We start from the raw sequence: 14,134 nt of genomic DNA on the forward strand, positions 1-14,134 counted from the left end.
CCATGGCGCACGACACATTCCCGGCGGACAAGGTTTCGACAAACACTGTTTCGGGGGACATCGCCCACGGCGTCGTGGCGATCGTCGTCACCCACAACCGCCTGCCCCTTCTCGCCACCTGCGTCGCGGCGATCCTCGGCCAGCAGCCGCGGCCCGAGCGGCTGGTGGTGGTGGACAGCGGCTCCAGCGACGGCACGCCGGAGTGGCTGGCCGCCCAGGCGGAGGAATGGGACGACGCGCTGATCGTGGTGCGGCAGGCCAACTGCGGCTCCGCCGGCGCCTACCACACCGCTTTCGAGACGGCGCTCGGCCTCGGCGCCCGCTGGATCTGGAGCACCGACGACGACGGCATCCCGCAGCCCGGCGCGCTGGCCGAGCTGCTGGTCCAGGCCAAGCACCACGGCCTGTCCATGGTCGGCCCGCTGGTGCTGGCGGCGGAGGACCGTACCACCCTGGCCTTCCCCATGCAGGGCACCCGCGACCCGGACAGCCTGATGGCGCGGGCGGTGGACGGGCTGGCGCCGGGCACCATCGCCCTGTTCAACGGCACGCTGATCGGCCGCGCCGTCTTCGAACGGATCGGCAACGTGAAACGCGAGATGTTCATCTGGGGCGACGAGTACGAGTTCACCCTGCGCGCCCGCCGCGCCGGGCTGAAGGTCGGCACGGCGGTGAAGGCGCTGCACGTCCATCCCGGCATGTCGCGGACGGAGCACAAGGTACTGGGCGGCCGGCTGGGCACGGTGGAGACGATGCGGGCCGACCGGGCGCCGCATTTCTTCCGCAACATGGGCTACATCCACGCCACCTACGAGAAGGCCGGAGTGATCCCGCGCATGATCGCCAAATACACCGCCCATTATCTGGTGAACCGGGATTTCCGGGGCCTGCGGGTCTTCCTGGACAGCTACCTGTCCGGTCTGCGCGACGAGTATCCGGAGGAGCTGAAGCGCCCACCGGTCCGGCTGCCCCTGCCCGAGCGGCCGCGCGCCGCCCCGTCCTCCTCCAGCGAGGTCGCCTGATGCCCAGCGTCAGCGCCGTCATCGCCACGTTCAACCGCGCGCCGGAGCTGCGCACCGCGCTGTCCCGCCTGCTCGCCCAGACCCACCCCGTCGCGGAGATCCTGGTGGTGGACGACGGGTCCACGGACGGCACCGACGCCATGGTGCGGGGGGAATTCCCCACCGTCCGCTACGTCCGGCTGCCGCACAACGCCGGGCTGATCTACGCCCGCAACTTCGGCTTCGTGAACACGGCGGGCGACTACGTGCTGTCGGTGGACGACGATTCCTGGTTCGCCGAGCCGGACGGCCTCGCCCGCGCGGTGGCCTACATGGAGACGCACGCGGACGTGGCGGCGGTGGCCTGCAACATCGAGACGCGCGACAGCTTGGTCTATTTCCCGCCGCAGGCCGATCCCTTCGACGCGCCCTGGTACGTCGGCTGCGGCCACCTGCTGCGCCGCAGCGCGGTCGCCGCCACCGGCCTCTACATGCCGGAGCTGTACCGCCAGGGGGAGGAGAAGGACCGCTGCCTGCGGCTGATCGGCGCCGGCCACCGGGTGGTCGCCCTGCCCGGCATCATGGTCTATCACGACAAGAGCGAGAAGGGCCGCAAGCCGGGGCTGGAGCGTTTCTACAACCACCGCAACGACCTGATCCGCGAGGTGGCCCGCTGCCCCGCCGGCCTGCTGCCCTGGCGCTTCGCGCGGAGCTGGATCGGCAACAGCTGGAAGAACCTGCGCCACGGCCCGCGGCTGACCGACCTGAAGGTCCTGCTGGCCCTGCCGGAGATCGTCCGCATCGGCCTGAAGCACCGCGCCCCCGTGAGCGAGGACGCCTACCGCCGCTGGCTGCACCTGTCCAAGACGACCGCACCGTTGTCCGCAACGGTCCTTTCATCCCCTCCCCCGCCCAGCGGGGGAGGGTCAGGGAGGGGGCCGGCCGGCATCCACCGCACCTCCCCCTGAAGCCGCCACCTACGCCGACGTCCGCGCCAGATGGTGCCCGATCGCCGTGCGCAGCTTGTTCAGGCGGCGCGGCAGCTTGCGCAACTGGCGCAGCACGGCGGGCTGCGGCGGGTTGATCGGTTCGCTCAGCAGGTCCGGGGCCATGCGGCGGATCAGCTCAGCCTGATGCTGGCTTGAGCGGCGGACGTCCACCGGCATGGCGAGCGCGATCGCCAGGAAGTCGGCGCAGTTGCCGACCTGGAAGAGCTGCCGCCCGGTCAGGTCCACCCCCTGGTCGATGGCCGACAGCCAGCCGGCCACCCGCTGCTCCAGATAGAAGCGGTCGCGCAGGTCCATCGTACCGCCCGGCAGCACGTCCGGCGTTCGCGCCACCCAGGCCAGCCACTCGCGCAGCGCCTCGCAATGGGACGGCGGGTTGTAGAGCTTGCCGCGGAAGGCGTCGAAGATCCGGGCGGCGGTGTCCTCGCCGTCGGCGGCGAGCCCCGGCGGGATCTGCCCCCAGTAGAAGCAGCGCGCCACCTCGAAGACGCCGCCGTGCAGAACCACCGCGCCCTCCGGCACGCCGTCCCAGGCGCCGTTGGCGTAGAACTCGCCGTCCATCGCCGCGGTGTGCCCGCCGGTGTGGGCGGCGTAGTCGCGCGCCCGCTCGGCGTCCAGCGGCGGACAGGGGATCAGGTGATGCTCCACCCCGGCCAGCCGGGCCAGCTTCGGCGGCAGCTTGCGGTCGCCCGGCGTCAGGTCGCGGTGGTCGAAGGTGAAGGTGGCGAAGGGCACCTCGGCCTTCTGCGCGGCGGCCAGCAGCAGCCGTGTGTCGTAGCCGGCGGTGAGCTGGAGCAGCAGCGGGCGGTGGCCGCCCTCCGGCCCCGCCAGGGTCCGGTGCAGGTTGCGGATGGCGGTGACCAGGATCGATTCCATCCGCTCGTAGGCGAGCGAATCGGAAAAGCCCGGCGGAACCGCCGGGAAGGGCCGGCGGAAGGTCAGGAAGCCCGGATCGTCCATCGGGCGGGCGGGGTCGAGCACCTGGGTCGGCAGCAGCCGGCGCACCCCGGCCAGCCCGGAGCCGGGCAGCGGGTACCAGTCCAGCCCGGCCTCGTGCGCCAGCGGGCGGCGGAAGCTCGCCTCCTCGCCCAGCAGTTCGGCCATCACCCCCGCGCTGGAGGTGAGGGTCAGGGCGCCGTCCACCATTGCGTAGAAGCAGCCGAGCGTCCCGCCGGTGTCGAGATGGACCGCGCGGTTGTTGAGCAGCAACCAGCGCCCCGTCCAGGAGCGGCACAGCTCCGCGATGTCCCCGGCGCGCGACGCGGCCAGCGCCTCGACCGGGTCGGGGCGCGCCGGGTCGGTCTGCACGGGCAGCCCCAGCAGATGCCAGACCGTCTTGTCGGCGCCCAGCACGCGCCGGACCGGTAGGTCGGGACAATGGGACAGGACCAGCCCGCCGATGTCACGGCTCACCCAATCCGGACGGAGCGCGTGGGTGTTTTTGGACACGATGAATTGCCGCCGGTGCAGCATGCCGACTTCCCCCGGACCTTTCGCGAATGTCAGGGGGTAAACACGCCGCACGGCAAGGGAGGCAGGGCCCTACCCCTTTTCACCCTCCTTTGCGCCACCCTTCTTGCCTTTGCCCATCCGAACGGAGAATATTTCCCACGCTTGGGTGGCAGCGCGTGATTGACTCCGGGGGTCGGTACCTCTATACAGCGGGGCTCATTTTTTGCCCTGAGATCGAGGAGTATGGTGCCGTGAAACGCACGTTCCAGCCCAGCAAAATCGTGCGCAAGCGCCGGCATGGCTTCCGCGCCCGCATGGCGACCGTCGGTGGCCGCAAGGTGATTGCCCGCCGTCGCGCCAAGGGCCGCAGTGTCCTGAGCGCCTGATACGCATGGCGGCGCCGGACCCCAGGGTCGGGCGCCTGAAGCGGCGGCCGGAGTTTCTGGCCGTGGCCGGTACACGGCGCAAGCATGTGGCTCCCGGCCTTATCCTGCAGGTGCGCCGACACGACGAACGGCAGCGGCCCGCCCCTGGCGAGCCGCCGATTCGTCTTGGCCTGACGGCGAGCCGCAAAGTGGGGAACGCGGTCGTGCGCAATCGCGCACGCCGCCGCCTTCGCGAAGCGGCCCGCCAAATTCTGACCGCCCACGCGGCCCCCGGTCACGATTTCGTGCTGGTGGCCCGCGCCGCGACGGCCGAAAGGCCGTGGACGGAGCTTGTGGGCGATCTGATCGCGGCGCTGAAACGCCTCGGTCTATGGCGCGACGTCTCCAAGAGCGAGGCGCCAAAGAACGAGGTGAATGGCGGGCCAAACGCCGTCGCTTCCAACGGCGGGACCGGCAACGGTTCCGGCGGCGGGGAGGTCGGCGCGTGAGCCCGCTCGCCTATTTTCTGCGCGCGCTCGTGGTCGGTTATCAGTGGACCCTGTCGCCCTTCATCGGGTGGCACTGCCGATTTCAGCCGACCTGTTCAAACTATGCGCTGGATGCGCTATCTAAGCACGGAGCGATCCGGGGCAGTTGGCTGACCGTCCGGAGGCTTCTGCGCTGCCATCCCTGGGGCGGGTGGGGATATGATCCCGTGCCCGAACCGGGGCGGTCCACCCGCTGTTCGCACGGGCCGGACGAAGCGGCGCATCGATGCAGCAATTCGCATGCCGGCCTGAAAACCGGCGTTCGGCCCCCTTCTTAACAGAAGGCCCACGGCAACCGGGATGCCATGACCGATCAACGCAACCTCATCCTCGCGATCGCTCTGTCGATCGCCATCCTCCTGGGATTCCAGTATTTCTACGATGGACCCCGGGTGAAGCAGCAGCAGGCTGCGCAGCAGGCCGCCCAGACGGAGCAGTCGGTCGCCCCCGGCGCCGCGCCCGCTCCGGGCGCCGCTCCCGGTTCGGTTCCCGGCACGGCGGCTCCCGCCACGGTCCGCGACCGCGCCGGCCTGCTCGCCGAGCAGATGGCCGCCGGAACGCGCGTCAAGATCAACACGCCGTCGCTGCACGGATCGGTCAATCTGGTTGGGGGCCGCATCGACGACCTGACGCTGGCCGACTACCGCGTCACCCCCGATCCCAAGAGCCCGGAAATCGTCCTGCTGGCCCCCGCCGGCACGCCCGAGGCCTACTACGCCGAGTTCGGCTGGGTTCCGGAGGACAAGTCGCAGCCGGTTCCCGGCGCCGACACCCGCTGGACCGCCGCCGGCACCGCGCTGACGCCGGACCAGCCGCTGGTCCTGACCTGGGACAACGGCAACGGGCTGGTGTTCGAGCGGACCGTCGCGGTCGATCCGAACTTCATGTTCACGATCACCCAGAAGGTGCGCAACACCGGCTCCGCCCCGGTCAGCCTGCTGCCCTACAGCCTGGTCAGCCGCGCCGGCACGCCGCACACCGACGGCTACTACATCCTGCATGAGGGCCCGCTCGGCGTCTTCGACGGCAAGCTGAACGAGCACAAGTACGACGACCTGCGCAAGGCCGGCACCATCTCCGCCCAGTCGACCGGCGGCTGGATCGGCATCACCGACAAGTACTGGCTGGTCTCGCTGGTCCCCGACCAGAAGGCTCCGATCACCGCCCGCTTCGTCCACTCCGCCCCCGGCGCCGCCGACCGCTATCAGGTCGACACGCTCGGCAAGGCCGTGGAGGTCGCCCCCGGCGCCACCATCGAGCTGACCGACCGCCTGTTCGCCGGCGCCAAGCAGGTCCGCCTGCTCGACGACTATTCGGACAAGCTGGGCATCGCCAACTTCGACCTGGCGATCGACTTCGGCTGGTTCTACTTCCTGACCAAGCCGTTCTTCTACGGGCTGGACCTGCTGGGCCGCCTGTTCGGCAACTTCGGCATCGCCATCCTGGTCTTCACCGTGATCGTCAAGGCGGCCTTCTTCCCGCTGGCCAACAAGTCGTATCACGCGATGGCCAAGATGAAGAAGCTGCAGCCCAAGATGATGGAGCTGCGCGAACGCTTCGGCGACGACAAGGTCCGCCTGAACCAGGAGATGATGGCGCTCTACAAGCGCGAAAAGGTCTCGCCGGTGTCGGGCTGCCTGCCGATCCTGATCCAGATCCCGGTGTTCTTCGCGCTGTACAAGGTGCTGTTCGTGACCATCGAAATGCGGCACGCGCCGTTCTTCGGCTGGATCCACGACCTGTCCGCGCCCGATCCGACCACCATCTTCAACCTGTTCGGTCTGATCCCGTGGCAGCCGCCGCACATCCTGATGCTGGGCCTGTGGCCGATCATCATGGGCATCACCATGTACTTCCAGCAGAAGCTGAACCCGGCACCGCCCGATCCGGTGCAGCAGAAGGTGTTCCAGTTCCTGCCGATCATCTTCACCTTCATGCTCGCCAGCTTCCCGGCTGGTCTGGTGATCTACTGGGCCTGGAACAACACCCTGTCCATCGCCCAGCAGTGGATCATCATGCGGCAGGACGGTGTGAAAGTGACCTGAGGGTCCGTTCCACCTGATACCCGGCCTCCCTGATTTCAGGGCATTGACCGCCGGCAAGCGCCTCCCTTGACGGGCGTTTGCCGGCGGTTATGTTTTGGGCCGGTCACGATCATCCGCACCCTGTGTCTTTCGAAAGCGCCGTCCATGACCTCTTCCAGCAGCTCCCCGATCTCCGGTTTCGACGAGGAGGCCCTGGAAGCGGGGCGGCTTCTGTTCGCCAAGGAATGCGATTTCATCTGGGGCGCCCAGACGGCGGAGCAACTGCCGGAGGCCGACCTGCCGGAGGTCGCCTTCGCCGGACGCTCCAACGTCGGCAAGTCCAGCCTCGTCAACGCGCTGACCGGGCGCAAGACGCTGGCCCGCACCTCCAACACGCCGGGCCGCACCCAGCAGCTCAACTTCTTCAACCTCGGCAACCGGCTGAAGCTGGTCGACATGCCCGGCTACGGCTACGCCAAGGAGTCGAAGGAGAAGATCGAACTCTGGAACGACATGGTCCGCCGCTTCCTGCGCGGCCGCGTCACGCTGCGCCGGGCGCTGGTGCTGGTCGATTCGCGCCATGGGCTGAAGCCCAACGACGAGGAGATCATGACGATGCTCGATCAGGCGGCGGTGCCCTACGTCGTCGTCCTGACCAAGTCGGACAAGGTGCGGTCGCAGGAGCTGGCCGAGGTGAGCAAGCGCACCGTGGCGGCCATCAAGAAACACCCCGCCGCCTTCCCGGAGATCCACGCCACCAGCGCCGAGAAGGGCCAGGGCATCGCGGAGCTGCGGGCCAGCCTCGCCCAGCTCGCCAGCCTGGGATGACCCCATGCCCGTCGAGCTGACGCCGGCCCTGCTGTTCCTCATCCAGGCCATCCTGCTGATCGCCGGCCCGTTCCTGCTGTGGCGGCTGTCCGGCCTGAAGCATGTGGCTCCGATGGTGGTGATCCAGATCCTGTTCGGGATCGCGCTCGGCCCGTCGGTTCTCGGGCAGGCCGCGCCGGAGCTCTGGCAACCGCTGTTCGCCAAGGAGTCGCTGGCGCCGCTTTCCGGGCTGGCCCTGCTCGCCGTGGTCTTCTTCGCCTTCCTGACCGGGCTGCATCTCGATCTGGAGGAGTTCAAGGGGCGCGGGCGCGCCTTCGTCGGGATCAGCCTGTCGAGCATGCTGGTGCCGACGCTGCTCGGCGGTGCGCTCGGCGGGTGGATCGTCGGCGCCTTCCCCGAGATGGCCGGACCGAAGGCCGAACCGCTGCTGTTCGCCGCGGGGTTCGGCATCTGCGTCGGGGTGACCGCCCTGCCGGTGCTGGGCGCCATCCTGCGCGAGATGGGGCTGATCGGGGAGCGGGTCGGCCGGCTGGCGCTGGGCTACGCGGCGGTCAACGACGCGCTGCTGTGGCTTCTCATCACCGCCGTGCTGGCCCTGGCGGCGGGGGGAGGCGGCGGCTTCGCCGGGGTGGCGCAGATCGCCGTCCTGGGCTTCGCCTATCTGGCCGCGACGGAGCTGTTCGCCCGCCCGCTGCTGACCCGCCTGATGAACCGCATCGCCCCGGACGGCGCCGTCGGCGACATGGTGGTGGTGGTCACCTGCGCCGCCCTGCTGGGCTCCGCCGCGGTGACGGAGCTGATCGGGCTGCACTACATCCTGGGCGCCTTCGTCGCCGGCACGGTCATGCCGCGGCGGCTGGCGGCGGCCATCCTGGACCGGCTGGAGCATTTCGCCACGCTGATCCTGCTGCCCTTCTTCTTCACCCTGACCGGCCTGAAGGTCACGCTCGACCTCGCCGCCTCGGCGCAATGGTGGGTGTTCGCGCTGGCGACGGTGGCGACCATCGCCGGCAAGGTCCTGGGCACCGCCCTGCCCGCCCGGCTGTCGGGCGAGAGCGCCGCCGATTCCTGGCGGCTCGGCACGCTGATGTCCTGCAAGGGACTGATGGAGGTCATCGTCCTGACCATCCTGCTGGAAGCCGGGGTGCTGTCGGACGCCTGCTTCTCGGCCATGGTGCTGATGGCGGTGGTGGTCACCGCGCTGACCCAGCCGATGACCCTGCTGGCCGGGCGGATCGCCGGCCGCCGGGCGGGCCACGCCGGCACGGCCTGACCCGTTTCAGACCGTGGGCTTGCGCACGTTCCCGGTCACCACCGGATCGGCGCCCGGCCCCTCGGAATCCAGCCTGCCCGACCCGGCCTTTCCACCCCCGCGGGCCTGCTCCTTCAGCGCCTTGTTGGCCTCCGTCACCTCCTGGGCGTCGGGCGACCCGTAGATCTCCTCGGCCCGCCGGGCGGTCTCCTCCATCTCGGCCTTGTGGGCCTCGGTGAAGGGGTTGCGCGGGGTCGGCATGATGCGGTCGTTCATGGCGGGGTCCTTGCTGGCTCGTCCTGCTTTGGCGAACCGCCGGCGTGGTCAAGGGTTCCCGGACGCGGCGCCCCCTGAAAAAGCCCCCTAGGCACCCCCCGCGCTTTCCGTTAAAGAGTCGGCGGAATCTCACCCGATTGGCCCACCCCGACGAACGGCTCCATCCCGTGCAGAACACGACCCGCGACGAGTGGCTCGCCAAGGCCCGCACCCTGTCCGAAGCCCTGCCCTACATGCGCCGCTACGCCGGGCGCACCTTCGTCATCAAGTACGGCGGCCACGCCATGGGTGACGACAGCCTGGCGGAGAAGTTCGCCCGCGACATCGTCCTGCTGAAGCAGGTCGGCATCAACCCCGTGGTCGTGCACGGCGGCGGCCCGCAGATCGGCCAGATGCTGCAGCGGCTGGCCATCAAATCCAGCTTCATCGACGGCCTGCGCGTCACCGACAAGGAGACGGTCGAGGTGGTCGAGATGGTGCTGGCCGGCTCCATCAACAAGCAGATCGTCGCCGCCATCAACAACGCGGGCGGCCGCGCCGTCGGCCTGTCGGGCAAGGACGGCAGCCTGATCACCGCGCGCAAGCTGCGCCGCACCCAGCGCGACCCGGACAGCAACATCGAGAAGGTGCTGGACCTTGGCTTCGTCGGCGAGCCCTATCAGGTGAACCCGCAGATCCTCACGTCGCTGGCCCAGTCGGACATCATCCCGGTCATCGCCCCGATCGGCTTCGACCGCAACGGCGACACCTACAACATCAACGCCGACACCGCGGCGGGCGCCGTCGCCTCGGCGCTGGGCGCCACCCGCTTCTTCCTGCTGACCGACGTCGCTGGCGTTCTGGACAAGAACAAGGAGCTGGTGCCGCGCATGTCGCTGGACCAGGCGCGCGCCGCGATCGCCGACGGCACCGCCACCGGCGGCATGATCCCGAAGATCGAGACCTGCATCGACGCCGTCGAGCAGGGCGTGGACGCCGCCGTCATCCTGGACGGCCGGGTGCCGCACGCCCTGCTGCTGGAGATCTTCACCGAGGGCGGGGCCGGCACGATGATCGGCCGCGAGTGACCGGGTAAGCGAAGGGGACCCGCCATGTCCGACGTGCGCAAGGACCTGCTCCGCCAGATGAAGGCCATCCGCGAACGGATGGACCCGAAGCTGCTGGAACGCGCCAAGCTGTCGGTCTTCGGCAAGGTCCCCTACGACCGCGACTCGGCAAAGGAAGCCGTCGGGCATTTCCTCGACTCCAAGGACGACGGCGGGGCCTTCCGGCGCAAGCTGGAGGCCGCCCTGCGCCAGGACGGCGCGCCCGCCGACCTGCCGAATCGGCTTCCGGATGGGGACTCCGCGAGCGACTCCTCCGGCCCCGCCGAGGAGCCGTCCCAGCCGCGCAAGCCCCGCCGTTTCGGCCGCCTCCTCTAAAAGCCAGGGGGCCGCCATGCTCCACGTCTTCGCCTGCGACGGTGACCGGCTGCGCTGGGCCCGCGAGGCCGAGGGCGTCCGCACCCCGCTGCCCACCGAGGCCGTCTGGCTAGACCTGCAAAACCCGACGCCGGAGGAGCTGGCCCGCGCCGAGGCGCTGATGGGCATCAAGCTGCCGACTCGGGAGCAGATGGCGGAGATCGAGGAATCGAGCCGCCTGCGCATCATCCCCGGCGCCATCCACATGACCGCGCTCGTCCTGGTCTGGGCCGACACCGACCAGCCGCGCATCGTGCCGGTCAGCTTCGTCCTGGCCGGTGGGCGGCTCGCCACCATCCACGCCGTCGATCCGCAGCCCTTCCTGGCCTTCCGCCGCCGCGTCACCCGCAACGGCGGCGGGGAGCTGACGGCCGAGGCGGTCCTGGCCGCCCTGCTGGACGGGGTGGTGGAGCGCACCGCCGCCGTCCTGCGCCGCGTCGGGCTTGAGCTGGACACCATGGGCAGCCGCGCCTTCCGCGGCCGCGCCCTGCCGGTCAAGGGGGAGCGGCGGGACGACGCCCGCACGCTCAAACGCATCGGCCACACCGGGCACCTGATCGGCAAGGCCCATGTCAGCCTGTCGACGCTCAACCGCCTGCTGACCTTCCTGGCCCGCGGCGAGGGCTGGACCCCGGCCAAGCGGACCCGGCGCTGGGCGCGCGCCGCCCTGCAGGACGTGACGGGGCTCGGCGAGTACGCCCAGTTCCTGTCGGGCAAGGTCAGCCTGTTGCTGGACACCACGCTGGGCCGCATCAACGTGGAGCAGAACGAGATCATCAAGATCGTTTCGATCCTGACGGTCGCCCTGTTCCCGCCGACCCTGGTCGCCAGCATCTACGGCATGAACTTCGTGCACATGCCCGAGAAGAACTGGACCCTTGGCTACCCGCTGGCGGTGATGCTGATGATCCTGTCGGCGACGCTGCCCATGATTTACTTCAAGCGGCGGCGCTGGCTGTAGCGACCGCTCAGCCGGCGTGCGGCGAGGCGGACTCCCGCCCCCGAGCGCTGCCGACCTTCTCCCGCGTTTCGGAGAATTCCTTCCGCACCTCCAGCCATTCCTTGATCATCTTGCCGGCGGCGAACAGGAACAGGCCGTGCGCGGTGGTGATCTCCGTGCCGACGAAGTCCTCCAGCATGGTGTCGAACAGCTCGAAGAGCGCGCTCAGCAGCAGGACGGCCGACTGCGCGATCTGCAACAGGGTGGGGAAACGGGACAGGAGTTTCATGGCACCTCCATCGGCCCGAGGGCGCATGGTCAAGCGATGCCATAAGGGGACGCACCGGGGAGACGGGCCGTGAAAAGGCGCGGCGTCAGGCGATGGCGAGCACCAGCGCCCAGCCGAGCACGACGAGGTTGACGGTCAGCGTGACCGCCATGCCCGGCGCCCGCACATAGGGGTGGATCAGATAGCCCGCCCAGAACAGCAGGCGGCCCAGAACGAACAGCGCGGTCGCCAGCCGGGCGAAGCCCAGCTCGGGCAGCGGCATCTGCGCCACCAGCGCCGCCAGGGCGGGCACGAAGATCAGCGTCTGCTCCACCGTGTTGGTCAGCACGCGCTGGCTGACCCGGTAGAAGCGCGACTCGGCGTCGTCGATGGGGTTCAGGGCGACGGAGCGGGCGCGGGCGACCAGCACCCCGCCCACCGTCAGGAACAGCAGCAGCGCCGGCCAGAGGACGAGCCGCCCCCAGAAGGCCATGCGCGCGCCCGGATCGGCGATGCCGGGCGGCGGCGCGAACAGCGGCGGCAGCAGCCACAGGGCCAGCAGCGCCACCGCCACCGCGGCAAGGTTGACGGTGGCCGCCAGACGCAGAAGACGGGTCTTGGAGGGACGGGTCTCCGGTGCGGCGGCCATGGCGTCTTACCCCAGGCCCTTCTGGCCCATGTCGAGGAACTTCTGGCGGCGCTGGGCGCGGATCGCCGCGCCATCCAGCCCGTCGAGTTCACCCAGCGACTCCTCGATGGCGTCGCCCAGCGCCTTGACGATTTCCGCCGGGTCGCGATGGGCGCCGCCGATCGGCTCGCTCACCACCCGGTCGATGACGCCGAGCTCCTTGAGGTCGTGGCTGATCAGGCGCAGCGCCACGGCGGCCTCGCCGGCCATGTCGGGGTTGCGCCACAGGATCGACGCGCAGCCCTCCGGCGAGATGACGGAGTAGATGGCGTGCTCCAGCATCAGCACCCGGTCGGCGGTCGCGATGGCGATGGCGCCGCCGGACCCGCCCTCGCCGATCACCGCGGCCACCATGGGCACGGTCAGGCGCAGGCAGCGCTCGATGCTCTTGGCGATGGCCTCGGCCTGGCCGCGCTCCTCCGCCTGGACGCCGGGGAAGGCGCCGGCGGTGTCGACCAGCGAGACGACCGGCAGCGTGAAGCGGTCGGCGAGGTCCATCAGGCGCTGGGCCTTGCGGTAGCCCTCGGGCTTGGCCATGCCGAAGTTGTGGCGCACGCGCGTCTCGGTGTCGTGGCCCTTCTCCTGCCCGATCACCACGACCGAGCGCCCACGGAAGCGGCCCAGCCCGCCGATGACCGCGCGGTCCTCGGCGAAGCCGCGGTCGCCGGCCAGCGGCGTGAAGTCGTCGATCAGCCCCTTCACATAGTCCAGACAGTGCGGACGGTTGGGGTGGCGGGCCACCTGAACCTTCTGCGCCGGGGTGAGCTTCGCGTAGGTCTGCCGGAGGAGCTTGTCGACCTTGGTCTGCAGCTTCGTCACTTCGTCGGCGATGTTGATGTCGCCGGCGTTGGTCAGGTGGCGCAGTTCCTCGATCTTGCCTTCAAGCTCGGCGATCGGCTTTTCGAATTCCAGGAAGGTTTGCATGCCGGAAGGATCACGGACCGAATAGGATAGGACGCGGACGTCGCGGACCGGCCTTGGTACCACGGTGCGCGGCGGCGATGCCACAGCTTATCGCGCGAATCGCCGGCCAAAACTGACCAGAAGCACCCCCAGGACGATCACCGCCGCTCCGCCCCACACCCAAGGGGAATAGCGCTCGCCAAACAGCAGCGTCCCGGTGCCCAAACCGACGGAGGTCGCCACGTAGCCGATCTGGCTGAGATAGACCGGCCCGGCGACGACCTGGAGCCGGAAATACAGCACGTAGGTCAGCGCCGTCACCGCGATCTGGAGCAGGGCCAGTCCGGGCGCGAGACCCAGCGCCGGAAGCTCTACCACCGCCCCGGTGCCGAGCAACGCGAGCAGGACCCATCCTGCCCCGCCCAGCATGGTCCCCGCGGCGAGCGCCACCGGCTGCCCACCCGGCGGCCAGGCCATGGTGCGGTAGACGTTGCCCGCCGCGACCGACAGCGGCATGACGAAGGCCAGCGCCATCCAGCCGGCCAGATCGGGCGAGGGCAGGCTGCCGCGCGGCCCGACGATCATCAGCGCGCCGACGAATCCGAGCAGGATGCCCGCCACCCGCCCGCGGTCGGGCGTCTCGATCCGCACCGCCACGGCCATCAGCAGCGTCAGGATCGGCGGCAGCGTGTAGACCACCGCCGACAGCCCGGCCCCCAGCCAGGGCATGACGAAGAACAGCACCACGTTGGGCAGCGCCATGGACAGCAGCCCCGACACTGCGAAATAGCGCAGGTACCGCCCGGTCAGCGGCATCGCTTGCCGTTTGAAACGCGCCAGCCCGGCCAGGATCACTCCGGCGCCCAGCATCATGGAAAAGGCCCAGGGCAGCGGCGGCACGCCGGCCGCCTGCGCGATCTTGGTGACCGGAAAGATCACCCCGATCAAACCGCCGACCAAGAGGAGCAGCGCAAGCGATTCGGCCCCGCGCGAGATCGGCGGGACGGTGGACAGGGTGGACACGGGAACGGAACCTCTGGCTCAGGACGCGGACGGGCCAGCGAACATGGCGAAGCCCCCGCCTTTTGCCAAGCCGGTCGGGCAGGCTGGTAACGCGCCTGA

At 69.7% G+C, this 14,134-nt stretch carries 17 protein-coding genes; 11 read left to right on the forward strand and 6 right to left on the reverse strand.

Annotation, left to right across the window (positions count from 1 at the left end):
- Positions 1-2: 2 nt before the first annotated feature.
- Positions 3-1,022 carry a glycosyltransferase gene (locus ACWPN5_RS15900; RefSeq protein WP_492296240.1) on the forward strand — a complete coding sequence of 340 codons (1,020 nt, stop codon included), beginning with the start codon at positions 3-5 and terminating at the stop codon, positions 1,020-1,022.
- A complete protein-coding gene (locus tag ACWPN5_RS15905; RefSeq protein ID WP_492296241.1) occupies positions 1,022-1,969 on the forward strand; it encodes a glycosyltransferase family 2 protein in 948 nt (315 codons plus the stop codon). Before ACWPN5_RS15900 ends, ACWPN5_RS15905 begins: the two co-directional genes overlap by 1 nt.
- A gap of 9 nt (positions 1,970-1,978) precedes the next feature.
- On the opposite strand, the gene ACWPN5_RS15910 is transcribed toward ACWPN5_RS15905, so the two are convergent.
- Positions 1,979-3,421, reverse strand: a complete 1,443-nt coding sequence (locus ACWPN5_RS15910) for a hypothetical protein (protein WP_492296242.1) — start codon at positions 3,419-3,421, stop codon at positions 1,979-1,981.
- A gap of 290 nt (positions 3,422-3,711) precedes the next feature.
- On the opposite strand from ACWPN5_RS15910, the gene rpmH reads away from it, so the two are divergent.
- From rpmH to ACWPN5_RS15940, 6 genes are all read left to right on the forward strand, one after another.
- Positions 3,712-3,846, forward strand: a complete 135-nt coding sequence (gene rpmH / locus ACWPN5_RS15915) for a 50S ribosomal protein L34 (RefSeq protein WP_014239280.1) — start codon at positions 3,712-3,714, stop codon at positions 3,844-3,846.
- A 5-nt stretch (positions 3,847-3,851) separates the two neighbouring features.
- Positions 3,852-4,334 (forward strand): ribonuclease P protein component, encoded by a 483-nt coding sequence (rnpA, locus tag ACWPN5_RS15920; RefSeq protein ID WP_200476982.1) that lies wholly within the window; start codon positions 3,852-3,854, stop codon positions 4,332-4,334.
- Positions 4,217-4,651, forward strand: coding sequence for a membrane protein insertion efficiency factor YidD (gene yidD / locus ACWPN5_RS15925; RefSeq protein ID WP_307833592.1), 435 nt, complete (start codon positions 4,217-4,219; stop codon positions 4,649-4,651). Before rnpA ends, yidD begins: the two co-directional genes overlap by 118 nt.
- Positions 4,652-4,678: 27 nt before the next feature.
- Complete coding sequence (yidC, locus tag ACWPN5_RS15930; RefSeq protein ID WP_145674880.1) at positions 4,679-6,418, forward strand: membrane protein insertase YidC; 1,740 nt, start codon at positions 4,679-4,681, stop codon at positions 6,416-6,418.
- A gap of 144 nt (positions 6,419-6,562) precedes the next feature.
- Positions 6,563-7,225: a ribosome biogenesis GTP-binding protein YihA/YsxC gene (yihA, locus tag ACWPN5_RS15935; RefSeq protein ID WP_464878913.1), complete on the forward strand. Its 663-nt coding sequence runs from the start codon at positions 6,563-6,565 to the stop codon at positions 7,223-7,225.
- 4 nt (positions 7,226-7,229) lie between these two features.
- Entirely contained in the window at positions 7,230-8,498 is a 1,269-nt protein-coding gene (locus ACWPN5_RS15940; RefSeq protein ID WP_492296244.1) for a cation:proton antiporter domain-containing protein, read from the forward strand.
- Positions 8,499-8,504: 6 nt separating this feature from the next.
- Here the strand turns inward: ACWPN5_RS15940 and ACWPN5_RS15945 are convergent, their stop codons facing one another.
- Entirely contained in the window at positions 8,505-8,753 is a 249-nt protein-coding gene (locus ACWPN5_RS15945; RefSeq protein WP_200476979.1) for a hypothetical protein, read from the reverse strand.
- A 167-nt stretch (positions 8,754-8,920) separates the two neighbouring features.
- Between ACWPN5_RS15945 and argB the strand changes: the two genes are divergently transcribed.
- From argB to ACWPN5_RS15960, 3 genes are read left to right on the forward strand one after another with little or no spacing between them, the layout of a single operon-like run.
- Complete coding sequence (argB, locus tag ACWPN5_RS15950) at positions 8,921-9,820, forward strand: acetylglutamate kinase (RefSeq protein WP_145625606.1); 900 nt, start codon at positions 8,921-8,923, stop codon at positions 9,818-9,820.
- Between the two features lie 24 nt (positions 9,821-9,844).
- Positions 9,845-10,174 (forward strand): hypothetical protein, encoded by a 330-nt coding sequence (locus ACWPN5_RS15955; protein WP_145681312.1) that lies wholly within the window; start codon positions 9,845-9,847, stop codon positions 10,172-10,174.
- 16 nt (positions 10,175-10,190) lie between these two features.
- On the forward strand, positions 10,191-11,174 hold the full coding sequence (locus ACWPN5_RS15960) for a magnesium transporter CorA family protein (protein ID WP_492296246.1): 984 nt from the start codon (positions 10,191-10,193) through the stop codon (positions 11,172-11,174).
- Between the two features lie 7 nt (positions 11,175-11,181).
- On the opposite strand, the gene ACWPN5_RS15965 is transcribed toward ACWPN5_RS15960, so the two are convergent.
- The 4 genes from ACWPN5_RS15965 to ACWPN5_RS15980 form a co-directional block, all read right to left on the reverse strand.
- Entirely contained in the window at positions 11,182-11,442 is a 261-nt protein-coding gene (locus ACWPN5_RS15965) for a hypothetical protein (RefSeq protein ID WP_492296248.1), read from the reverse strand.
- A gap of 85 nt (positions 11,443-11,527) precedes the next feature.
- The gene (locus ACWPN5_RS15970) at positions 11,528-12,070 is read right to left on the reverse strand and encodes an MAPEG family protein (RefSeq protein ID WP_200476976.1); all 543 of its coding nucleotides are present in this window, start codon (positions 12,068-12,070) and stop codon (positions 11,528-11,530) included.
- A gap of 6 nt (positions 12,071-12,076) precedes the next feature.
- Entirely contained in the window at positions 12,077-13,033 is a 957-nt protein-coding gene (locus ACWPN5_RS15975) for an acetyl-CoA carboxylase carboxyltransferase subunit alpha (protein ID WP_145681308.1), read from the reverse strand.
- An 87-nt stretch (positions 13,034-13,120) separates the two neighbouring features.
- Complete coding sequence (locus tag ACWPN5_RS15980) at positions 13,121-14,035, reverse strand: DMT family transporter (protein WP_492296251.1); 915 nt, start codon at positions 14,033-14,035, stop codon at positions 13,121-13,123.
- Positions 14,036-14,134 lie beyond the last annotated feature (99 nt).

It is taken from the genome of Azospirillum sp. UENF 211521 (assembly GCF_058780535.1).